Origin of the sequence: Paraperlucidibaca wandonensis (assembly GCF_042677145.1) — a bacterium.
Lineage (GTDB): Bacteria > Pseudomonadota > Gammaproteobacteria > Pseudomonadales > Moraxellaceae > Perlucidibaca > Perlucidibaca wandonensis.
On record NZ_JBHTIT010000001.1, the window covers coordinates 380,159 to 402,436 of the forward strand.

The following is a 22,278-nucleotide window of genomic DNA, read 5'->3' on the forward strand; positions in this document are numbered from 1 at the left end:
TGAATGAGAATCATACGATGAGAAATGGAGATTTACCATGACTAACCATTTAGATCATGATCACATTGAGGGTGGTGAGCTTGAGCAAAACCGAAGCTCAAATCATGAGATTGAAAACACTAAAGATTCAGCAATTGAGAGTAGCGACCTAATACCTTCTGTTTTGCTTGATGGCTCAGATGGTCAGTGTTGCTCTAGTACTCCAATTGCACTTAGCGACTTAGCAGAAACGGAAATGACGACGGACACCACCAGCACGTCCATACGTATTTTGCAGATGGACTGCCCTACCGAAGAGGCGCTTATCCGCAAGAGGCTAGCTGGTATGGTGCAGGTCAAGAGCCTAACGTTTAATTTGATGAGACGAGAGCTGACTGTAGTACATGCCTCGAACACACTGGCCCAAGTGTTGGAGGCCCTGCGCTCATTAGGTTTTCGACCTGAGTTGAGTGTTGATAGCGCCAAACCAGTCGATCGTAAGGAGGCAAAGACTTCTTGGTGGCCGTTAGCTTTGGCTGGGGTAGCGGCAGTATTGTCGGAAACTGTGAGCTGGATCGGGTTGCCGAGTGCACTATCTGCTATTTTTGCAATCGTGGCCGTTGCTGCATGCGGCTTGACCACCTATAAAAAAGGGTGGGTCGCGATTCGTAATGGCAACCTCAATATCAATGCATTAATGAGTATCGCCGTGACCGGTGCTCTTGCGTTGGGGCAGTGGCCGGAGGCTGCCATGGTGATGGTGTTGTTCACTATTGCTGAGCTGATCGAAGCTAAGTCACTTGATCGCGCGCGAAATGCAATTAAGGGGCTCATGGAGCTTGCTCCAGAAACAGCATCTGTGCAGCAGGCAGATGGCTCTTGGCAAGAGGAAAATCCCGGTACAGTGGCTGTAGGCAGCGTAGTGCGAGTAAAGCCCGGCGAACGTATCGGACTTGACGGTGAAATTCTGAATGGTCATTCGTCGGTGAATCAAGCACCAATCACCGGGGAAAGCTTGCCGGTGGATAAGGCTGAAGGTGACCCGGTTTATGCGGGGACAATCAATGAGTCCGGCTCCTTTGAGTATCGAGTCACAGCGGCATCAAGTAATACGACCCTAGCTCGCATCATTCATGCCGTTGAGGAAGCACAGGGCGCTAAGGCGCCGACTCAGCGTTTCGTTGATCAGTTCGCCCGTGTTTATACACCGATAGTATTCGCCGTTGCGATAATGGTAGCTGTACTTCCACCGCTGTTGATGAATGGAGATCTGTTTGACTGGATCTACAAAGCATTAGTTTTGCTCGTCATCGCGTGTCCATGCGCGCTAGTGATTTCGACCCCAGTGACTATTGTCAGTGGGCTAGCCTCCGCCGCTCGCCAGGGTATCTTAATAAAGGGTGGGGTGTATTTGGAGGAAGGCCGCAAGCTCGTTTGGCTAGCACTTGATAAGACCGGCACTATCACACATGGTAAGCCTGTGCAGACTGACTTCAAAGTGCTTGCTGATATGGATGCAATTCACTGTCGTCAATTGGCAGTCAGCTTAGCTGGTCGCTCCGACCATCCAGTGTCACGAGCAGTAGCAAATGCTGTGAATCAACATGAGATTGAGCGGAAAGATGTCGCTTCTTTCGAGGCACTGCTTGGTCGCGGAGTGCGTGGCCTGATTGATGGTCAGTTGTACTCGTTGGGAAACCATCGCTTAGTGCATGATCTTGGCCTTTGTTCCCCTGAGCTAGAGGCACGTTTGAGTGAGTTGGAGCTCCAAGGGAAAACGGTCGTGATGCTTGTCGACGAAAAGCAGGTACTATGCCTGTTTGCTGTAGCCGATACGGTCAAGAATAGCAGCCGTATGGCTATCGCTGAGCTGCATCGCTTAGGAATTAAGACTGTGATGCTTACCGGAGATAACTCGCATACTGCTAAAGCAATTGCTGACGAAGTAGGGGTCGATCAGGCTCGCGGTAATCAACTGCCCGAAGACAAATTGAGAGCAATTGAAGATTTCAGCGCTAAAGGTACAGTGGGTATGGTTGGTGATGGCATTAACGATGCTCCGGCACTTGCCCGTGCCAATATTGGGTTTGCGATGGGAGCTTTGGGCGCCGATAGCGCAATTGAAACAGCTGACGTTGCCTTGATGGATGATGACCTACGTAAAATACCTGCTTTCGTTAAATTGTCGCAGGCTACGCATTCAATATTGATCCAAAATATTACCTTGGCATTAGGTATCAAGTCTGTGTTCCTTGTGCTCACCCTAATGGGCGTGGGTACCATGTGGATGGCGGTGTTCGCTGATGTGGGGGCTAGCCTTTTAGTTGTAGGTAATGGGATGAGGCTGCTAAGAAAATAGTGTAGGTAGCAATCCCTGATAGGGTTTTGGCAGCAGTGTGAAGTGTCATTTGCTCCAGCTGAGTCTTGCAGTATGGTGTTTGGTTAGCTGATTCACTGATTTTGATTCCAGTAGTGTTGGTTTTTTGGGGCAAAACTGCTCGTAGGCTGCTAGTAAACGGTGAAAAGCTCGCATAAAAGTGTTGGCCATCCAAGAAGCTGCGAGCCAGTTTGCGAGGCTCCCCCCTACTGATAGCTGTCTTTGGGCTTTATGCGGGGATAAAGTCGGAATATTTGATGTAATTTGTGTATAGTTCTATTGGTATTTACTAATTTATAAGAGCCCTAGTGTAAGCATGATGTCAGCATCACAACAGTTAACCAAGAGGCGCCGGCTAACACTATCCTTGATGGTGATGCTGTTGCTGCATTGGACGTTTAGCTCTTGTACGGCGCTAGCTGACACTTTATGCCTTGAGCCTGATGGTGTGGTCGTTTGGGAGCACACTGGTGAGCCATGCCCTTCGGCAGTTGATGAGAAAAGCTCTGAGACACCCTGTGTGGACTTTCAGGCTCAAGATGGCCACAACGATCACGCATCGCTCTATTCGACGTTGCAATTATCAGATCCTCCAGCGCTTATTCAGCCTTTCTATACCAATCCCGCGTATATCTCAGGTGAGTTTTCTCAGCTGAAAGTTCCTGATGGCACTGGCCCTCCGGTAAAGCCGTTTTCCATCATTATCCGCGAAACCGCTTACCTACATATTTGATTTTCCCTGTTGACGTCTGGAGTCAGGCACGTGCCTGTCAACTTTTTGTCCTCAAGGAATTATCATGTACCGCTATTTTTCAGTTTTCACTTTGCTTTCTGTTTTGCTGTGCTCAACGACAGCAGCAGCGAGCTTAAGTCTAGTTGACGCTACTCAACGCGTACTGGCGAAGAATCCACAAACAGCCCTCAGTAATGCGCTGGAGGAGGCTGCGGCCGGCCGCACTGTGCAGGCCGGAGTATTGCCCAATCCAGAGCTGAGCTATGTGCTCGAGGATTTCTCTGGCGATACTCGACGCTCTACTGGCGATGCCACTACAACTTTCACTCTTAGTCAGCGATTTTCGTTGCCTGGCAAGCGCAGTGCTCGCCAGGCAGTTGCTGAAGATGAGCAAACCCTTACTGCTCTTGATTCCCAGTCTCAGCGTTTACGGCTGATTCGACTAACGCGTGAACGATATATCGATGCCGTGGCTGCTGAGGAGCAGCTCGATATAGCTGACCAAAGACTGGGCTTGGCCAAACAAACGCATGACTCTGTGTCGGCGCGAGTTAGTGCCGGGAAGGTCTCTCCAATAGAGCTGTCTAGAGCAACCGTTGCCATGAGGGGCGCGGAACGTGCTTTGAGGTTACAGAGTCAGTCTCGACTACTAGCGCAAAGGCGCTTAGCAGCGCTATGGGGCGAGGCTGAGCTTACTGAATCACTAAATGATGCGTTAGTGCTTCCTCAGCTCTTAATTGAGCCAAATGAGCCAAGTGATAAAACTCCCATACTCAAGCAGGCGGATATTCGCGTGCAAAAGGAGCAGGCGGCAATGCGTTTAGCGCAAGCAGAGCGCGTGCCTGACTTCACACTCTCTGCGGGTATGAAGCGCGATGCTGGCACTCGTGATGAAAGTCTCCTCGTTGGTGTGTCCGTCCCGATTCCACTCTTCAATCGAAACCAAGGGGCTGTGCTTACTGCTAAGGCAAACGTTGTTGCTGCAGAGGCTGATCGGACGCTAATTAATCAGCAGTGGAGAACTCAGCGAGATCAACTTGAGACACAACGTACGGCAAGTTATCAGGAGGCTGAGCAGTTGCGCGACAATGTATTGCGCGTGGCTCGTGAGGCTGCCGAGGCGACTCAAGAAGGCTATAGCGCTGGAAAATTCTCACTACTCGATTTGCTTGATGCACAGCGCAGTCTAATCGACTCACAGAGCCAATATTTGGCGGCGAGACTCACATTTCATCAAAGCGATGCGGCACTCAATGAGCTGCTTGGCTTTGCTACATTTGCCGGAAGTACACTATGAAAATTATCAAAAATTTATTGCTTATATTCTTTTTCGTGATGATTGGCGCCGGAGCTGTCTGGTACATCATGGAGTACGGCCCGCTAGCTCAGGAGCATGAGCAACACACCTCAGCCTTACAGACTGAGCAAGCTGAAGATGAGCATGCTGACCCTCAATACGTGAAGCTCAATGAGGCTCAGTTAAAAGCCAATAGTTTGGCAATAGAAACTGCTGCTAAGGCTAATTTTGTCACGGCATTGGCCTTGCCTGGCCAGCTTGTATTGAGTACTGATCGCGAGGCACGTATTTCGTCTCCAGTATTAGGCACGGTTCGCTCCGCCCCCATTCAAATCGGAAGTAAGGTTCGAGCTGGTGATCTTTTGGCAACGATTGAAAGCGCACAGCTTTCAGATGCCTCTGCTCGGTTTTTGTCCGCGCGAGAGCGCTTCGCTTTGTCGCAATCGGTATTTACTCGTGAGAAATCGTTGTGGGAGAAAAAAATCAGTGCTGAGCAAGACTATCTAGCTGCTCGTGGCGCATTGGCGGAAGCCCGTATTGAGGTTCAGAGCGCACAGCAAAGTTTAATGTCATTAGGGCTCAGCGAGAAAAGTGCTCGCGAATTGAAGGCTGGTAGTCACTTGGCGAAATTTAGTTTAAGAGCCCCAATTTCAGGCACATTGCTTAGTAAGGATCTAACGATAGGTGAGGCTGTCGACAGTGAAAAACCCTTATTTAGAATTGCTGACCTGTCTGTGTTGTGGATTGACTTAGCTATTCCAGTAAGTGAGCTGGCCAGTGTGCGTGTAGGTCAATCAGTTTGGGTTCGTAATAAGTCTGGCCAAAAGACGCAAGGCAGCGTGATTTTTGTACAGCCTGAGCTAGACCCTGCCAGCCGAAGTGGCTCTGTGCGGGTGCAGATTAATAATTCGCAGGGCGATTGGCGATCAGGAGAGTTTGTCGACGCGTCCATACAAATGGGCGAGCCTAAGCTGGTGGTTAGTGTGCCTCAATCAGCTATTTTGATGATTGAAAATGAGCCATCAGTTTTTGTTGAGGGGGCTGCAGGGTTGACGCCACGTGCTGTTGTGCTTGGCAGTCGTAGCGGCGATCGCCAAGAGATTTTGAATGGCCTAAGTGAAGGTGAACGTTTTGCTACGGGTAATGTCTTTGTGCTCAAAGCCGATTTAGGTAAATCGGAGGCGGCACATGATGATTAATTTATTCAAGACTCAGCAGGAGCATCATCATGCTCGATAAAGTCATTAGTTTTTCTTTAGCGCATCGCTATTTGGTTGTCGTTCTAGTGCTATTGATGGCGGGCTTTGGCGTGTATTCGCTTCAAAAACTGCCTATCGATGCCGTGCCGGACATCACCAATAATCAAGTGCAAATAAACACCGTGCTTTCAGGTTTATCACCAGAGGACATTGAGAAGCAGGTGACATATCCAATTGAAAGTGCCTTGGCAGGTATTGCTGGCCTTCAATCAACACGGTCGTTATCTCGGAATGGCTTTTCGCAAGTCACGGCAGTTTTTAACGATGATGTTGATATTTACTTCGCAAGAAATCAGGTCACTGAGCGGCTGAATGAAGCTAAAGAGGCGCTACCTGATAAAGCATCACCTCGCATGGGTGCAATCTCTACCGGCCTAGGCGAAGTATATATGTGGGCCGTGAAATTTACGCACCCACAAGGTGAAGGTGCGGAGATTACCGATGGTCAACCGGGATGGCAGACGGATGGTAGTTATCTGACACCAGAAGGTGAATATTTGCGCAGTACAGTGGCGCAAGCCGCCTATTTGCGCACAGTGCAGGACTGGATCATTCGCCCGCAGTTAAAGGGGTTGCCCGGTATTGCAGGTGTAGACAGTATTGGCGGGTTCGCCAAGCAGTATCACGTTCAACCCGATCCACTGAAATTAAGAGCGTATGGTTTATCGTTGAACAATGTGGTTGAGGCATTGGAGGTAGCCAACCAAAGTCGCGGCGGAGGATATATAGAGTCGCGAGGCGAGTCATATCTGGTTCGTGTTGATGGCCGACTTAAAACTCTAAATGATATTGCCAATACCGTAGTCGCCACGCGAAGCAATACGCCAATTTACATGCGCGACATTGCCCGAGTGGAGATTGGGGAGGAGTTGCGTACAGGCTCGGCAAGCGAAAATGGCCAAGAGGCTGTTATTGGCACGGCTTTGATGCGTATTGGCGAAAACTCGCGCACCGTAGCCATAGCGGTTGATAAGAAACTCATTGAGATACGCCGTAGCCTGCCGCCAGGTATAGAGGCTCAGACGGTACTAAATCGTAGTAAGTTGGTGAATGCCACAGTCTCGACCATAGCTAAGAATCTTAGCGAAGGTGCACTGTTGGTCATTGCTGTGCTCTTTTTGATGCTTGGAAATGTGCGGGCTGCACTAATAGCAGCATTGGTTATTCCGTTGACGGTTTTACTAATGAGCACTGGCATGGTGAAGCTTGGTATTAGTGGAAATTTGATGAGCCTTGGCGCATTGGATTTCGGTCTAATTGTTGATGGCGCTATCATTATTGTTGAGAACTGTTTGAGCCGCCTGTCGGCTAGTCAACATCGAATGGGGAGGCCTCTGAGCCTTGAGGAGCGACTATCGGCTGTATTGGCTGCAACGCGTGAAATGGTTCGGCCTTCGGTGTTTGGACAGGCCATTATTATTACAGTTTACTTACCGATTCTAGCGCTGGAAGGTGTTGAAGGTAAGATGTTTCACCCGATGGCAGCGACCGTAATTTTGGCTTTATTGGCAGCTTTTATGTTGTCACTCACCTTGATTCCAGCACTAATTGGCATATTTTTTACTGGAACTATAGAGGAAAAAGAAGGGCGAATATTAGGCAGGGCAAACGCATTGTATAAGCCAGCTTTGTCTTGGTCGTTGCGTTGGCCAAGGAAAGTCATTGCTATTGCTTTAGGCTCATTTGCAATTGGATTACTGGTTTTTACTCAGCTCGGACAAGAGTTTGTTCCAACGCTTGATGAGAAAGATATCGCCATGCAAGCGCTGCGTATTCCTAGTACAGGTATTAAACAGTCGAGCCAAATGCAATTGCAGGTTGAAAATACAGTGAAGCAATTTAAGGAAGTTGCTTTTGTTTTCTCCAAAACCGGTACTGCTGAGATGGCGGCTGACCCTATGCCACCTAGCGCATCGGATACCTTTATTATTTTAAAACCACGAGAGCAATGGCCGAATCCAAATTTGACTAAGTCTGAGTTGATCGAACGCATTGAGCATAAAGTGACTGAGTTGCCTGGTAATAACTACGAGTTTAGTCAGCCAATTCAAATGCGTTTTAACGAGCTGTTATCTGGTGTACGCGGCGATGTTGCTGTCAAAGTCTTTGGCGATGACTTTGCAAAAATGCTCGCTACCGCTAATCAGGTTGCTCAAGCGCTACGCAGTATTGAAGGATCAAGTGAAGTCAAAGTTGAGCAAGTTGAGGGCCAAACTTTACTCGATATCGATTTCGATCGTGATGCTTTGGCACGCTTGGGCCTTCGTATGGGAGATGTGCAAGATATGGTGACGGCAGCCATAGGTGGCCAGCAAGCTGGTGATATTTTTGAGGGTGATCGTCGCTTTGCAGTGATGGTTAGGCTGCCTGAGGCTGTACGTACCGATCTTGATCAGTTGCGCGCTTTACCAGTGGCTGTAGCAAGCACGTTTGCTGAGCAGCGCTTTATTACTTTAGGCAGTGTTGCCACGCTTTCGTTGCAAGATGGTCTCAATCAGGTCAGCCGAGAGGACAGTAAGCGCCGAATAGTTGTTGCCGCAAATGTCCGTGGCCGTGATTTGTCATCATTTGTGGAGGAGGCTCAGCAGCTCATTGAAAAGCAAGTACAGTTGCCAGCAGGCAGTTGGTTAGTGTGGGGTGGTCAATTTGAGAATCTTCAGGCAGCCAAGTCACGGCTTATGATTGTTGTCCCAGCTTGCTTTGGTCTCATTTTAATCTTGCTATTTATGGCGCTTGGTAGCGTTCGCCAAGCATTGTTAGTGTTTACAGCTGTGCCACTTGCCCTATCAGGTGGCGTCCTTGCGCTCTGGGCTTTTGGTATTGCCTTTTCTATTACTGCAGCAATTGGTTTTATTGCGCTTTCGGGCGTGGCTGTGCTCAATGGTTTGGTGATGGTCAGCCGAATTAATCAACTCCGTGAGGAGGGCGTGTCATTGAACACTGCTGTGGAGCAGGGCTCGTTGTCTCGTTTACGGCCAGTACTGATGACTGCGATGGTTGCCTCGCTCGGCTTTGTTCCTATGGCACTCGCCACAGGAACAGGCGCTGAGGTGCAAAAACCGTTAGCGATTGTTGTGATTGGCGGCTTAATTACTAGCACATTGTTAACTCTAGTAGCCTTGCCGGCAATGTATCGATTAATCGAGCATTGGAAAGAAGGGCGCCAGAAGGCCTAATTTCTACAATAGTCAATATGCTAGCAAGGCATCGGAGGCCAGCGCACGTTTCAGTATTGATCGTTGCGCTGGTGATTAACTTGGCTATGTTTAGCGTCGAAACAGTGGTGCATTATGGCATTAGCCTGGTACTGATAAGTTAACTCGCCGCTTGTGATAATTCGCGTATGAGTACCTACAAACGACATCGCTTTCACCCCAGCATCATCAGCTACGCAGTCTGGATCTATTACCGATTCAATCTGAGCTTCCGTGATATCGAAGACTTGCTGGCAGAGAAGGGTATCTCTGTCAGTTATGAGTCGATCCGATTGTGGTGTATCAAATTCGGACCTAGCTATGGTAATCCTCCCGGAAATTAATCGGATTCAGAAGTAGAATTTCTCCTAATGCTTTGAGGAAGTTCTACATGCGCACATCTCGATATTCTGACAGCCAAATCATGGCGATTTTGAAGCAAGCTGAGGCCGGCACGCCGGTTCCGGATTTATGCCGTGAACATGGCATGAGCTCTGCGTCGTTTTATAAGTGGCGCGCTAAGTTTGGCGGCATGGATGCGTCGCTGATGTCTCGGCTCAAAGAGCTTGAGGATGAAAATCGGCGGCTCAAAAAGATGTATGCCGATGTGCAGCTGCAAGCGGACGTGCTCAAGGAAGCCATCACAAAAAAATGGTGAGGCCGTCTCGCAGACGCGAGATGGCCCAACGTGCGGTGGCGACCAAAGGGTTGAGTATCCGTCAGGCCTGCGCGGCCTTTGCCATTAGCCAGACCTGCTACCGCTATCAGCCGTTGCTATCGTCTGAGAACGCCGAGATTGCCGACTGGCTCATTCGCCTAACGCACAATCAGCGTGCCTGGGGGTTTGGCTTGTGCTTCATGTATTTGCGCAATGTCAAAAACTACGGCTGGAACCACAAACGGGTCTATCGCATTTACCGGAACCTAGAGCTGAACCTTCGCATCAAACCGCACAAGCGCCTAGTTCGCGAAACACCCGAGCCATTAGTTGTGCCGACCAGTCCAAACGACATGTGGTGTATGGATTTTATGCATGATCAGCTTAGCGATGGCCGTTCAGTTCGCTTGTTTAATGTGCTTGATGATTTTAATCGTGAAGGCCTAGGCATCGATGTGGACTTCTCGCTGCCTGCTGAGCGTGTCATTCGATCGTTAAATCAGATCATCGAGTGGCGCGGCCAGCCACGAGCGATTCGATGCGACAACGGTCCTGAGCTTATCAGCGCCAAGCTAATGGCTTGGGCCGCTCAACGCGGCATATTGATTGCGCATATCCAGCCTGGAAAACCGCAACAGAATGCTTATGTTGAGCGCTATAACCGAACCGTAAGACATGAATGGCTGGGCCAATACCTGTTTACTGATTTAGCAGAAATGCAGGATCACGCAACGCGCTGGCTCTGGACATATAATAATGATCGCCCGAATATGGGCCTGGGTGGCATCACTCCGAAACAGAAGTTGGCCCAAATGGCCTAGCCTCTACTTCTGAGCCCCGTTAAAAATGGGGGGATTACCCAGGCACAACTATTTCTAACGAATCATGCTGCAGTATCTAACCTATTCAATCTTGGAAGACACCTAACTTCAGCTAGTCATTATCGACGCAGTAGGACAGCTACGTTCGCAGTGTGGAGAGCAGTGGTTGCTTAAAGGCGTAAAGGTCAACTATTGCTGAGCTAAGAAGTTAACTTGTCAGTACCGTTGCATTTTCTGTATTGGACGGGAGGCATAACAAACCAGCGTTTGAAGGCTCGTCTGAAACTTGCAGTATCGTGATAGCCAAGCAGCAAAGCGATAGCCTCTACGGACAGTTGAGTATCACGTAAATAGGTAGCTGCCCGTCGGGATAAAATTTCGTCTCGTACTTGCCGAAAACTACTATTTTCCTCTTTAAGTTTACGCGAAAGAGTGCGTTTTCCCATGAATAAGGCTGCAGCGGCTTCTTCTTCGCATAGAGCTCCAGCAGGGTGTGAAAGCATTAATTTTTTGACTAGTGTCTGATAGTTCGGTTTATGGTTTTGAAGTCGCGCAAGCATGAGCTCGCACTGCTTAAATGCTAGGCGATAGTTTTCATTATTGGCTGAGGCGTTTGCTACTCTGCACAATGCCATTGGGAAAGTAAGCTTTAATTGAGCGCAACCAAAATGAATCGATCCCGGCAAATAGTCCGAGTAGAAATCCTGATACGGGGGTGGGGGATGGCGAAAATAGACATCTGTCTCATATAAAGGGCTACCTACGATGAACTCGCCAATTTCGAAAAATGATTTGATGACTGCCTCCGCTAGGCACCTTTCAATATCTTCATCAAGCTGTACCTGAAAGCTAGCTATGCACTCAAGACGATCGTCAATCTGATGTAAGTGTAATTCAATAAAGCTTGCTCGCGTGGGAAGGAATGCTTGAAACGCTTGTAGTGCGGAGAGAAGGTCTGGGCTGCTGTAAGCGACCACGCCGACTACACCGTGCGTTGCAGGGGTTAGTCGCGAACCAAGTCGGAGTCCAAATCCAGATCTTTCAGATAGCGTTAGTGCATTTCGTAGAATTAGGATCTGCTGATGTACGGAGAGGAGGCTGTCCTCAATTAGAAACTGTTTAACGTTGAGACCTGTTCCGCATAGCAGCTTTGGCAATTGCCGTGCTGATAAGCCAAGTTCACGAGCGATCAGTCGCGAGTAACTTGATTGAATGTCGGCTTCGGAGGTTTGATTTCCTCTCTGCGGTGGCTTTATAGCCATAAGCTCTTCTCAGAAAATTCCCTAAATTGTCTTGAAATGTCCCTGTTATGTCAAGAAATGTCCTCGCTTGCACATCGGGTTACCGACAAGCTAAGCCTCAAACAACATATGGTTAAGAGAGTAGCAGTGAGCAAAATAATCTTTATTGAGCGTGACAACACCAGACATGTCGCAGAGTTTGAGGCTGGAACAACGCTGATGCAAATTGCCTTAGATAATGCTGTTCCCGGTATTGATGGAGATTGTGGTGGGGAGTGCGCTTGCGGTACCTGTCACATGGTTATTGCAGATGAGTGGTTCGGAAAGACAGGGGCTGTCAACGATGCTGAGGAGCAGATGCTTTCGATGACTCCAGAGCGAGCTAGGACATCGCGGCTGGGTTGCCAGGTCAAAACCTCTGAGGATATGGACGGTTTAATTATTAAGTTGCCAGAATTTCAAATGTGAGCGCGGAGGTCACCATGTCATCGAACTCAAGTACACAAGATGCAATTCAAACAAAAGTGATAAATGTCACATCCAAATTAGTGCCTATGCATCTGCAGATTAAGGCTCTGAAGATATTAATGAAGGTTAAGAAGAAGGCCCTAGGTTCGTCGCGCCCTCAAGTAAATTTTGTCGAAGCGACTTTGCCTGACGTTGACAGCTTGGCGATCGAGGACATCGACACCAGCAACCCTTTCTTGTATCGACAAGGTCAGTCGGATGCTTATTTCAAGCGACTTCGTGATGAAGCTCCAGTGCACTATCAGAAAAATAGTCAGTTCGGTCCATTTTGGTCGGTGACGCGCTATGAAGATATTTTGTTCGTAGACAAAAATTACGAGCTTTTTTCTTCCGAGCCACAAATTGTTTTGGGTGATCCCCCAGAAGGGCTATCGGTAGAAATGTTTATCGCCATGGATCCGCCCAAGCATGATGTGCAACGTCGGGTAGTTCAAGGTGTGGTAGCGCCGCAGAACTTGAAGGAAATGGAAGGGTTGATCCGCAGTCGCGCCTGCGAGGTGCTCGACAGTTTGCCTCTAGGCGAGCCTTTCAATTGGGTTCCTACCGTATCGAAAGAGCTGACGGGGCGTATGCTTGCTACGCTGCTTGACTTCCCTTATGAGGAGCGTCACAAGTTAGTAGACTGGTCGGATCGATTGTCTGGCGCATCATCGGCGACCGGTGGTGAATATACCGATGAAGATAACATGTTTGATGCTGCTGCTGAAATGGCGTGGTCTTTTTCTAGGCTTTGGCGCGACAAAGAAGTGCGCCGTGCTGCCGGCGAAAAACCCAGCTTTGATTTAATTAGCATGCTGCAGAGTAACGAAGAAACAAAGGATTTAATTAATCGTCCAATGGAGTTTATTGGGAATTTAGCCTTACTTATTGTTGGTGGTAATGACACTACTCGTAATTCCATGAGTGGCGGTGTGCTGGCCTTAAATCAGTTCCCTGAAGAGTTCGCTAAATTAAAGGCGAATCCAGAGCTGATACCAAATATGGTCTCTGAAATCATTCGCTGGCAAACTCCACTTGCAAATATGCGCCGGGTTGCTACGAAGGATGTGGAGCTGCGTGGTCAAACTATCAAGAAGGGCGATCGCGTGGTGATGTGGTATGCATCAGGGAATCGGGACGAACGTAAATTTGAAAATCCTGAACAACTTATTATTGATCGAAAGGACGCGCGCAATCATATTTCTTTTGGTTACGGTATTCATCGTTGCATGGGTAACCGTCTAGCCGAATTGCAGCTGCGTATTCTGTGGGAGGAGCTGCTCAAGCGTTTTGATAATATTGAGGTTGTCGGTGAGCCGGAGCGTGTGCAGTCTAACTTTGTGCGCGGCTACTCCACGTTGATGGTTAAACTGACGGCAAAAAGTTAATGATCAGTCAGATCAAGATGACGCCTGAACAATTCGACTATGTGGTTGTAGGCGCTGGCTCAGCTGGGTGCGTCCTTGCTAATCGACTCTCTGAGTGTGGTCGTTATTCAGTGTTATTACTGGAGGCTGGACCCGAGAGCAGAAAAAATCCTTTTGTAAGCATGCCGCTGGGCTTTCTGCAGCTAATGTTCAGTCGTCGTTTCAATTGGCAGTTTAACACTGAGCCGCAGAGACACATGTATGGCCGAGCGTTGTTTCAACCTCGAGGTAAGATGCTCGGAGGTTCCAGTGCTATCAATGCTCAGGTTTATATTCGCGGACATGCATGGGACTATGATGAGTGGGCTAGGCTAGGATGCGATGGATGGTCGTATGCTGATGTACTGCCATATTTTCGCAGATCTGAGCATTTCGAGCCGAAGTCGAACTCGAGCAATGTTGCATATCATGGTAGAGCTGGTCCGCTTAATGTTGCAGAGCGTCGCTATACAAACCCGCTTAGTAGGGTGTTTGTTGAGGCTGCGAAGCAGGCGGGGTATCGGCATAATGAGGATTTCAACGGCAGAGAGCAGGAGGGCGTAGGCTTTTACTATACCTATCAGAAGGATGGCGAGCGATGCAGTAATGCGCGAGCTTATCTCGAGCCTGCCGCAGCTCGTAGTAATTTAACTATTCGTAGTGAGGCGCATGTTACGCGTGTGTTGCTTGAGTGTTCCCGAGCAGCCGGTGTTGAGTATCAGTGTTCGACAGGGATGGTACAGGTTCGTGCCGGCCGCGAGGTGATTCTTTGCGGAGGTGCCTTTAACTCTCCGCAACTACTTATGCTATCTGGAATCGGCCCGCGCGACGAGTTGTCTCGGCACGGCATCGAAATACGGCATGCGCTAGAGGGTGTTGGACAGAACCTGCAAGATCATATTGATGTATTCATGCGTGTTAGAGCCCTCAGCCGCCTTGGTATCTCCATGCATCCCAGCTACTGGCTCAAGGGAATGCGGGCGCTACTGCAATATTTGACCGGGCGGCGCGGTGTACTGACAAGCAACGGTGCCGAGGCCGGCGGGTTTATCCGCTCTCGCCCTGAGGAGTCCATACCCGACCTGCAATTGCACTTCGGCCCTATGTTGTACGCTGATCATGGCCGGGACTTTAAGACGGCGATGAGTGGTTATGGCTATATCGTCATGATTTACGGGCTTAGGCCATTATCGCGTGGTCGCGTTGGTTTACACAGCGCAGACCCGCTCCAGGCACCGCTGATCGACCCTAACTATATGGCTGAGACTGCCGACGTTGAGCAGTTGGTTCGTGGCGTTCATCTGGTGCGCAAGATCTTAGCTCAGCAAGCGCTCGAGTCGCACCATGATGTCGAGATTTCGCCTGGGTCTGCGTTGAGGAGTGATGATGATCTGGCTGAATGGGTGAGGACTAGCGGTGAGTCGGCCTATCACCCTGTGGGTACTTGCAAGATGGGGGTGGATGCAATGGCGGTGGTAGACCCGCGTTTGCGAGTCCATGGACTACAGGGCTTGCGAGTGGTCGACGCTTCCATCATGCCAACCTTGGTTGGGGGCAACACCAATCAACCTGCCACGATGATCGGTGAGAAGGGAGCGGTCATGATTCTCGAAGATGCCAAAAATACTGGCGGCTGAGTGGCATGTGCGGGTCATTGACCGCTGTTAAGCTACTGCTAGTGACAAGCTTACTCACCGGTTGAGATAGCTTGTGGGTGAGCACCTAAAAGCGGCATCGCTTTCGTCTATTCATCAACTATGTAGTCTGAGTCTACTACCGCTTTAATTTGAGCTTTCGTGATATTGACGACTTGCTGGCAAAGAAGGGAGCCTCTGCCAGTTACGAGGCTATCGTTTGTGGTGCATAAAATTCAAACCCGCCTTCACCCGTAACCCGAGCGAAGGCGCTGTGGGTTCGGCGATGCCTTTTGTCTTGATGAGGTATTTATCAAGACAAAAGGCGAGCAGTACTAATTGTGGCGAGCCGTTGATTAGGACGGAGTAGTAGATAGTGTCTATGTTCAGGGTAGGCGCAATGGTGCAGCTGCTAAGCAATTCTTCAAGCGTCTGTTAAGTAGTTATGCTTGCTCACCACTAATTATAGTTACTGATAAGTTGGCCGGCTATAAGGTTGCCCCACAAAAGTTAATGCCCATTTTTCATCACGGCACGACTAAGTATGTGAACAATAGAGCTGAGCGATCACATGAATCGACTCGATTTCGGATGTGAGGCATGCAGCGATTCAAGTCGCTGAGTCAGGCTCAGCAATTTATATAAACTCATGCTGCAGTATCGAGCTTATTGAAGCTTGGAAGGCATCTGATCCCAGTAGATTATTATCGACTAGGACTACAGCGCAACTTGTAGAGCTGTAGTCGCGCAGAGGTTTGAAGGAAAACTATTGCTGAGTCTAAAAGTTAACTTGTTAGTACCTAGCAGATAGGATCTATATGAAGTTAGGTACGAAAATACCCTGTTATAAAGATTGCGATATAAGCGTGATCTAAAAAATTGACATTTGGTTGGTCGACCAATACTATATGAGAATACGGGCGACTTGAGGTTCTGCCGCCTTCTCAAGCTTGTTATGGAGAGTCACATGAGTGCGATAACTATTCAGCCGCGGAAAGTTGTCTTTGATGTAACTAACGTGCCCCGACACTGGAATGGCGGAGACCCAGTTCTGACACGTTTTTTTGATGCGCTATCCGTGCACTTTCCTGAGGGGGAGCGATTTTTTATTGAGTCAGTTCGCCACTTTCAGGATCAGGCTGGCAGTGAGCGCTTGCGCGAGGATATTCGCCATTTTATCCGGCAGGAGGGCCAGCATGGTATCGTCCATGATCGTTTCAATCAGGTCATGGCTGGGCAAGGAGTAGATGTACAGGAGGTCACGGTTAATTTGCGACGCTTTATTAAAGTCACGCAAAAGTATCTGCCAAAGAAATACCAGCTGGCCATGACAGCCGCGTTTGAGCATTTCACTGCGACCTTAGGTGAAGCCATGCTCAAGGAGGAGACCGATATGTTTCGGGAGGCGGATCCAGTAATGCGAGCCCTGTTTCTCTGGCATGGTGTTGAGGAAGTTGAGCACAAAGCTGTAGCTTACGATCTTTATCAGGTTGCGGCAGGCGGTGGTTATGTAACCCGAGCATCGGCTTTGGTGGTCGCGACCCTGATGGTTCATCTTGTGGTGGCTCCAGTATTCTGGAATATGCTCAAGCTGGATGGTGTAACCCGTCAGCCTATGGTGATTTTGCGTGGACTGAATCGCCTGTACGGTCGCCAAGGTATTCTTACCCGCATGTTGCCGGAGTTTATGGCCTGGTTCCGACCCGGTTTTCATCCTTGGGACTCCGGTATGCCCGAGAAAGTTGCTGCTTGGCTGGGGGAGTATGCTCGTCATGGTGATCCCATGCAGGCATCGGCTGCAGTTTACGAGACTGCGTACTTGGAGCGGGTGGCCTGATGCAGTTTGTCGGAGCGGGGGAAATGTTGGGCGCTACCGGTTCTACCCGCCAGATACAACACTGCCACAGACCGGGTTGGCACTGTGGCAGCTCGGCAATTCGTGACCTGCTGGAGTTTCATGGTCTTGATCTCACAGAGGCCTTCTGCTTCGGGCTGGGTGCCGGCTTGGGCATTACCTATGTGGAGATTCCGGACTCGGCCACGCCCTTCATTGTCCATGTGCGCTCAATGGGTTTTGAGGAAAGTGTCTTTAGCACTCTGGGAGTGCCATTTGCTTGGTCGAGCTATACGGACAAGCAGGCGGCCACCGCAGACCTGCATGAGGCTCTGCGTGATGGGGTGCCGGCGCTGCTGCTCACTGACATTTACCACTTGCCTTACTTCGGGAGCAGCACTCATTTCCCAGGCCATGCCATAGTTGCTTGGCAGCTGAATGAGGCGCGCGATGAAGTGCTGGTCAGTGATACCGAGCGCCCCGAGTTAATATCTGTTCCAGCAGCCAGTCTTGCCGATGCTCGTTTTTCAACGTCTCCACCATTCGTTCATTATGGCAACCTGTTTGCTCCGCGTTCGTTGAAGGTGACAGTCAGTGCTGAGCAGGTGAGGGCAGCTATTATCGCCAATGCTCGCGCGCTCGCTGAGGGTAACCGCAATAGTGGTCTTTCGGCACTAGATACTTGGATTGAGTTGTTGCCTCGCTGGCGAGCGGAGGAAAATTGGCGCTGGCTATTGCGCTTTGCCTATCAGGTTATTGAGAAGCGTGGCACCGGCGGCGCTGGCTTCAGGGCTATGTATGTTGATTTTCTACTAGAGGCCGGCGTGATGCTGCCGGCAGTGCATACTGCGAATCTTGTGGGGCTGATGCAGTGCTCTGCAACGGCGTGGTCTGAGCTTGCAGCGTTGCTGAAAATGGCGTCGGAGTCGGATGTATTTCCAATTCGAGAAATTGAGGCTGCAATTATTCGCGTCAAGTTGCATGAAACGCAGTATGTGCATCAGGTAATAAGCAGATTTTAGTTCGGATTTTACTGTAGAAGTCACCAGGAAAAGGTAATCCATTGCGGCGAATTGTGCCTAGCTTAATTAGTGTGTAGCTCCTTATTGCGGCCTCTGTTGGTGTTTTCCTATATGAAATATATGTCTCGACTGGATTGTTTACTGTACGCGCTAAATATTAACTATTTGTAGATTAATAAGGACGTCTTTATGTTTATTACCCAGACATTACGTCGGGCGGTTCAGCTGAATCCGAACGGTGTGGCCACGATTTACGCGTGCAGGAGGCAGACTTGGCGCGAATTTGAGAATAGGGTGGCGCGTTTGGCAGCAGGCGTTTGTTCATTAGGTGTTGTTGAGGGCGATCGTGTCGCTATCCTTTCGCTCAATTCTGACCGCTATCTGGAGTATTTTTACGCAGTCCCCTGGGCGGGGGCAGTGCTGAACCCGGTCAATCACCGCCTCGCGTTGCCGGAGATTGCCTATACCCTAAATGACTCAGGGTCGTCAGTTCTGTTCATCGATGATGTGTTCAGCACAATGCTACCTAGTCTTCGCACGTTGCTTGAAAGCGTGAGGCATGTGGTGTTCATGGGGGAAGGGCAGTTGCCGCAAGGTTGCATCGCCTATGAAACTCTGATGGAGCGGCATCAGCCCATAGCGGATGTGAGCAAGGGCGGCGCGCAACTGGCAGGCCTTTTCTATACCGGCGGTACGACCGGACGGTCAAAAGGCGTGATGCTTAGTCATGATAACCTTGTATTCAATGCACTGAACGTAGTGCCGGAGTTGGGCTATACGCAAGACTCCATCTATATGCATGCAGCCCCCATGTTTCACCTCGCCGATATGGCTAGTACCTTTGCCGTGACGCTGGCCGCGGGTACCCATGGGATTGTTCCTCGCTTCGATGTCGAGCAGGTTCTGGGTTTCATCCAGCAGGAGAAAGTTACTCATACCCTGCTGGTGCCGACAATGATCAATCTTTTGGTATCGTCCGGTCGCATAAAGGCTTTCGATGTCAGCAGCCTCAGGCGCATGCTCTACGGTGCGTCGCCGATGCCCGGTGCTGTACTTGACGCTGCCATGGCGCAGATGCCCGGTGCCTCTTTTGCTCAGGGTTACGGGCAGACCGAGGCGTCGCCGATTATCACCGCCTTACCGCCCGAATACCACGTGCTGGGTGGGGATAAACTGCGTAGTGCTGGCAGGGCGGCTTTAGGCGTCGAGGTTGCGGTGATGGACAAGGATGATGTGGAGTTGCTACGTGGTGAAGTCGGAGAGGTCTGTGCTAGGGGGCAAAATGTCATGCTGGGTTATTGGGGCATGATACGGGAGACCGAGGAAACGCTTCGTAATGGCTGGTTGCATACAGGTGATCTCGGCTACATGGATGACGATGGTTTTGTCTTCATTGTCGACCGTGCCAAAGACATGATCATTAGTGGAGGAGAGAATATTTTTTCGGTGGAAGTCGAAGGTGCTATCTACAGCCACCCAGCGGTTCAGGAGTGCGCTGTAGTCGGCATTCCTCATCATGAATGGGGTGAGCTGGTTCATGCGATTATCCTTTTGAAGCAAGGGTATTCGCTCAATGAGGAAGAACTAGTCGCTCATTGCCGAGCTCGGATTGCCGGATACAAACTGCCGCGCAGCATCGAGTTTCGCGCAGAACCTTTGCCGGTGAGCGGCGCGGGCAAAATTCTCAAAAACGAACTGCGGCAGCCCTACTGGGAAGGTAGGGATCGTGCAGTCAACTGAGCGATTGTACACCGTGAAAATGAATAATCGGTGGGGGGTATACCGTGAATCTTGAATTTACTCGGGAAGAGTTGGAGTTTCAGCAATCCATTCGTGACTGGATGGGTGCCCATGTCACGGAAGACATCAGACGATGTTCCGCGCTTGGTGAAATGCCTGCCAAGGAGCAGCAGCAAAAGTGGGAGCAGCTGCTCGGCAAACAAGGCTGGCTGGCACTGACTTGGCCAAAACAGTATGGCGGGCCAGGTTGGACGGCGACACAAAGGTATATTTTTGATCTAGAGCGAGCCATGGTTGGCGCTCCTCCAACCAGTCCGTTTGGCGTAGCGATGGTGGGGCCTGTGTTGTATACCTTCGGCTCTCAGGAACAGAAGGATCGCTGGTTGCCCGGTATTGTCAGTGGGGAGCTCCTATGGTGCCAGGGCTACTCCGAGCCCAATGCCGGCTCGGATCTGGCCTCCCTGAAGACTCGCGCCGAACGCAAAGACGATCATTATTTGGTCAATGGCCAGAAAGTTTGGACTACTCAGGCGCACTGGGCGGACATGATGTTCTGTTTGGTCAGAACCGATCCGGCAGTCAAACAGCAGCAAGGAATTTCATTTCTGCTGATTGATATGAAAACTCCCGGCATCGAAGTAAGACCGATCTACTCGATCGATGGCCATCACCACCTTAACGAAGTCTATTTCACAGACGTTCGGGTGCCGCTTAATAATCTAGTAGGGCAGGAAGGGATGGGTTGGACCATCGCCAAGTACTTGCTTACCCACGAGCGTACAACCATCGCCGGTGTAGCGGACAGCCGTCACGAAATTGCACGATTGAAGAGGGCTGTTGCCGAATCGCCATGCAGCTATGATAAAAGTCAAGCATGGCAACGTATCGCCGAGTTGGAAATCGAATTGATGGCACTGGAGTACACCAATTTTCGTACCGTTGCAGCGACCGACGAAGGTCAACCCTTTGGCCCAGAGTCTTCGGGCTTGAAAATCAAAGGCACCGAGTTTCAACAGAAGGTGTCGCAGGCGATGGTCGAGCTGGGTGGCATGATGTCACTTACTTGGGATAACCAGAAAACAGTGGGCAGCGATATTTTCAATCGCGCCACGCGTCGTTACAACTTTCTGCGAGCCTGTACAATTTACGGAGGATCTAACGAGATTCAGAAGAATGTGCTGGCAAAAATGTTACTTGGTCTTTGAGGCACGACGATGGAATTTACTCTTCCGGAAAATACGACCCTTATCGCGGATACTGCCCGTCGGTATCTTAAGAATAACTACAGTTTTGATGCCTACAGACAACAACTCGAACAGGCTGACCACCTTCAGAGCCCACGCTGGTCGCTGATGCAAGAGCTTGGCTGGTTCGGTTTGCCTTTTGCTGAGTCTTCCGGTGGCTACGGTGGTGATTTGTTGGATGTGGCAATGATTGTGAGGGAGTTGGGTGCAGCACTCTGCCTCGACCCCTATGTCGATGTGGTAGTCGCGCCCGGTAAATTGCTTGAATTCATCGGCTCCGATGCTGCATCAACCATGCTGACACAGCTGATTAACGGGCAGGCGAGGCTTGCCTGCGCGCTATATGATTTCCAAGCCGGTTATCAAGTGCTGACGCCTTCGCTGAACTTCAACGGCGTGCGGCTGTCAGGGCAGAAGCACTTTGTTCCTGATGGAGGACATGCCGACATCTTGCTGGTGACGGCACTAAATGGAAGTGAACTGGTATTATGTGCTGTGCCGCTCAAACTTTGCGAGACGCAGCGGTATCGGGCGCTGGATGGTAGTCGCATGGTCAACGTATTGTTCGAAGACGTCGTCATCACGGATGAGATGATAATTGCCCGTGGTGAAGTGGTTGAAGAGGCACTCGGCCGTTTGCTGGCCTATTTGAGAGCGCTGGATTGCGCTCGCATGTATGGCGCTGCCAGCGCTCTGTATCAGCGCACATTGGAGTATGCCAAAATACGTAAGCAGTTTGGCGTAACGATAGGTAGCTTTCAAGTTATTCAACACTATCTGGTGGATATGTTCATCGATCTTCAGCAGCTCGAGTCGATGCTGCTGATGGTGGCTATTAAGGCAGAGTCTACTGATGATTTTCAGCGTCAACGCGCTAGCCTTGCGGCTAAGGCCTATTATGCAGATAAGGCAGTACGTATCGCGCAACAGGCGATTCAGATTCACGGCGGCATTGGTGTTACCGAGGAGCTTGATGTCGGCCACTACTTCCGGCTAATTACACACGGGTCTCTGACACACGGCGATCGAGCGCATCTTGTTAAAGGTTTTGCCGAATTGAGAAATTAGCGAGTGTGATAAGTCCCGTTCTAGGAGCTCATGGAGCTTGATCACGACATTTGCAGCAAATGAATATTTGATGGTGGCGACGCAGTAGCTTGTTAATGATGTTTATCTGAAGGACATGCCTTCATCATGCTCGGCACCATACCTGACACACGTTGTATTATTTCTAAGCCACTTGCTCAGTACGATTATTTGTGAGATTGCCCGCAATGCTTAGTTTTGCTACGAGGTGATTCAGGCGGGTAAGCAAGTACGAATGACGACGAG

General features: G+C 49.9%; 15 protein-coding genes and 2 pseudogenes. 16 read left to right on the top strand and 1 reads right to left on the bottom strand.

Going from position 1 to position 22,278, the window contains the following annotated elements; all coding sequences use genetic code 11:
- The first annotated feature begins 37 nt into the window (after positions 1–37).
- From ACFQ0F_RS01730 to ACFQ0F_RS01760, 7 genes and pseudogenes are all read left to right on the top strand, one after another.
- Positions 38–2,338: a heavy metal translocating P-type ATPase gene (locus ACFQ0F_RS01730; RefSeq protein WP_379068438.1), complete on the top strand. Its 2,301-nt coding sequence runs from the start codon at positions 38–40 to the stop codon at positions 2,336–2,338.
- 334 nt (positions 2,339–2,672) lie between these two features.
- The gene (locus ACFQ0F_RS01735) at positions 2,673–3,089 is read left to right on the top strand and encodes a hypothetical protein (RefSeq protein ID WP_379068440.1); all 417 of its coding nucleotides are present in this window, start codon (positions 2,673–2,675) and stop codon (positions 3,087–3,089) included.
- Between the two features lie 64 nt (positions 3,090–3,153).
- On the top strand, positions 3,154–4,386 hold the full coding sequence (locus ACFQ0F_RS01740; RefSeq protein ID WP_379068442.1) for a TolC family protein: 1,233 nt from the start codon (positions 3,154–3,156) through the stop codon (positions 4,384–4,386).
- Positions 4,383–5,585 carry an efflux RND transporter periplasmic adaptor subunit gene (locus tag ACFQ0F_RS01745; protein ID WP_379068444.1) on the top strand — a complete coding sequence of 401 codons (1,203 nt, stop codon included), beginning with the start codon at positions 4,383–4,385 and terminating at the stop codon, positions 5,583–5,585. The genes ACFQ0F_RS01740 and ACFQ0F_RS01745 overlap by 4 nt, the downstream gene beginning before the upstream one ends.
- A 29-nt stretch (positions 5,586–5,614) precedes the next feature.
- Entirely contained in the window at positions 5,615–8,821 is a 3,207-nt protein-coding gene (locus ACFQ0F_RS01750; RefSeq protein ID WP_379068447.1) for an efflux RND transporter permease subunit, read from the top strand.
- Between the two features lie 167 nt (positions 8,822–8,988).
- A pseudogene (locus ACFQ0F_RS01755) lies at positions 8,989–9,150 on the top strand (IS6 family transposase); the annotation flags it as partial.
- An 80-nt stretch (positions 9,151–9,230) separates the two neighbouring features.
- Positions 9,231–10,318 (top strand): IS3 family transposase gene (locus ACFQ0F_RS01760; RefSeq protein WP_379068450.1). Its coding sequence is split into 2 segments (ribosomal slippage): positions 9,231–9,483 and positions 9,483–10,318, totalling 1,089 coding nucleotides; the frame shifts between segments, so codons are not numbered across the junction.
- A 200-nt stretch (positions 10,319–10,518) separates the two neighbouring features.
- Here the strand turns inward: ACFQ0F_RS01760 and ACFQ0F_RS01765 are convergent.
- Positions 10,519–11,580: an AraC family transcriptional regulator gene (locus ACFQ0F_RS01765; protein ID WP_379068453.1), complete on the bottom strand. Its 1,062-nt coding sequence runs from the start codon at positions 11,578–11,580 to the stop codon at positions 10,519–10,521.
- Between the two features lie 126 nt (positions 11,581–11,706).
- Here ACFQ0F_RS01765 and ACFQ0F_RS01770 point away from each other — a divergent pair, with 126 nt between their 5' ends.
- The 9 genes and pseudogenes from ACFQ0F_RS01770 to ACFQ0F_RS01810 all read left to right on the top strand — a co-directional run bounded on the left by ACFQ0F_RS01770 (position 11,707) and on the right by ACFQ0F_RS01810 (position 22,014).
- Positions 11,707–12,027, top strand: a complete 321-nt coding sequence (locus tag ACFQ0F_RS01770; RefSeq protein WP_116208173.1) for a 2Fe-2S iron-sulfur cluster-binding protein — start codon at positions 11,707–11,709, stop codon at positions 12,025–12,027.
- Between the two features lie 14 nt (positions 12,028–12,041).
- Positions 12,042–13,454, top strand: coding sequence for a cytochrome P450 (locus ACFQ0F_RS01775; protein ID WP_449304923.1), 1,413 nt, complete (start codon positions 12,042–12,044; stop codon positions 13,452–13,454).
- A gap of 17 nt (positions 13,455–13,471) precedes the next feature.
- On the top strand, positions 13,472–15,109 hold the full coding sequence (locus tag ACFQ0F_RS01780; RefSeq protein WP_116208175.1) for a GMC family oxidoreductase: 1,638 nt from the start codon (positions 13,472–13,474) through the stop codon (positions 15,107–15,109).
- Between the two features lie 384 nt (positions 15,110–15,493).
- Positions 15,494–15,703: pseudogene (locus ACFQ0F_RS01785) on the top strand (DDE-type integrase/transposase/recombinase); the annotation flags it as partial.
- A 370-nt stretch (positions 15,704–16,073) separates the two neighbouring features.
- Positions 16,074–16,943: a metal-dependent hydrolase gene (locus ACFQ0F_RS01790; protein ID WP_116208064.1), complete on the top strand. Its 870-nt coding sequence runs from the start codon at positions 16,074–16,076 to the stop codon at positions 16,941–16,943.
- Positions 16,943–17,962: a BtrH N-terminal domain-containing protein gene (locus tag ACFQ0F_RS01795; protein ID WP_245953022.1), complete on the top strand. Its 1,020-nt coding sequence runs from the start codon at positions 16,943–16,945 to the stop codon at positions 17,960–17,962. Before ACFQ0F_RS01790 ends, ACFQ0F_RS01795 begins: the two co-directional genes overlap by 1 nt.
- A 189-nt stretch (positions 17,963–18,151) precedes the next feature.
- Entirely contained in the window at positions 18,152–19,702 is a 1,551-nt protein-coding gene (locus ACFQ0F_RS01800; protein ID WP_116208065.1) for a long-chain-fatty-acid--CoA ligase, read from the top strand.
- 44 nt (positions 19,703–19,746) lie between these two features.
- Positions 19,747–20,907, top strand: a complete 1,161-nt coding sequence (locus tag ACFQ0F_RS01805) for an acyl-CoA dehydrogenase family protein (RefSeq protein WP_116208066.1) — start codon at positions 19,747–19,749, stop codon at positions 20,905–20,907.
- A 9-nt stretch (positions 20,908–20,916) separates the two neighbouring features.
- Positions 20,917–22,014, top strand: coding sequence for an acyl-CoA dehydrogenase family protein (locus tag ACFQ0F_RS01810; protein ID WP_116208067.1), 1,098 nt, complete (start codon positions 20,917–20,919; stop codon positions 22,012–22,014).
- Positions 22,015–22,278: the final 264 nt, after the last annotated feature.

Excerpts from the sequence above, each read along its gene's own strand:
- ACFQ0F_RS01750 (WP_379068447.1), top strand. The coding sequence starts at position 5,615 with ATGCTCGATAAAGTCATTAGTTTTTCTTTAGCGCATCGCTATTTGGTT.
- ACFQ0F_RS01800 (WP_116208065.1), top strand. The coding sequence starts at position 18,152 with ATGTTTATTACCCAGACATTACGTCGGGCGGTTCAGCTGAATCCGAAC.
- ACFQ0F_RS01765 (WP_379068453.1), bottom strand. The coding sequence starts at position 11,580 with ATGGCTATAAAGCCACCGCAGAGAGGAAATCAAACCTCCGAAGCCGAC.
- ACFQ0F_RS01795 (WP_245953022.1), top strand. The coding sequence starts at position 16,943 with ATGCAGTTTGTCGGAGCGGGGGAAATGTTGGGCGCTACCGGTTCTACC.
- ACFQ0F_RS01740 (WP_379068442.1), top strand. The coding sequence starts at position 3,154 with ATGTACCGCTATTTTTCAGTTTTCACTTTGCTTTCTGTTTTGCTGTGC.
- ACFQ0F_RS01790 (WP_116208064.1), top strand. The coding sequence starts at position 16,074 with ATGAGTGCGATAACTATTCAGCCGCGGAAAGTTGTCTTTGATGTAACT.
- ACFQ0F_RS01735 (WP_379068440.1), top strand. The coding sequence starts at position 2,673 with ATGATGTCAGCATCACAACAGTTAACCAAGAGGCGCCGGCTAACACTA.
- ACFQ0F_RS01780 (WP_116208175.1), top strand. The coding sequence starts at position 13,472 with ATGACGCCTGAACAATTCGACTATGTGGTTGTAGGCGCTGGCTCAGCT.
- ACFQ0F_RS01775 (WP_449304923.1), top strand. The coding sequence starts at position 12,042 with ATGTCATCGAACTCAAGTACACAAGATGCAATTCAAACAAAAGTGATA.
- ACFQ0F_RS01745 (WP_379068444.1), top strand. The coding sequence starts at position 4,383 with ATGAAAATTATCAAAAATTTATTGCTTATATTCTTTTTCGTGATGATT.
- ACFQ0F_RS01810 (WP_116208067.1), top strand. The coding sequence starts at position 20,917 with ATGGAATTTACTCTTCCGGAAAATACGACCCTTATCGCGGATACTGCC.
- ACFQ0F_RS01730 (WP_379068438.1), top strand. The coding sequence starts at position 38 with ATGACTAACCATTTAGATCATGATCACATTGAGGGTGGTGAGCTTGAG.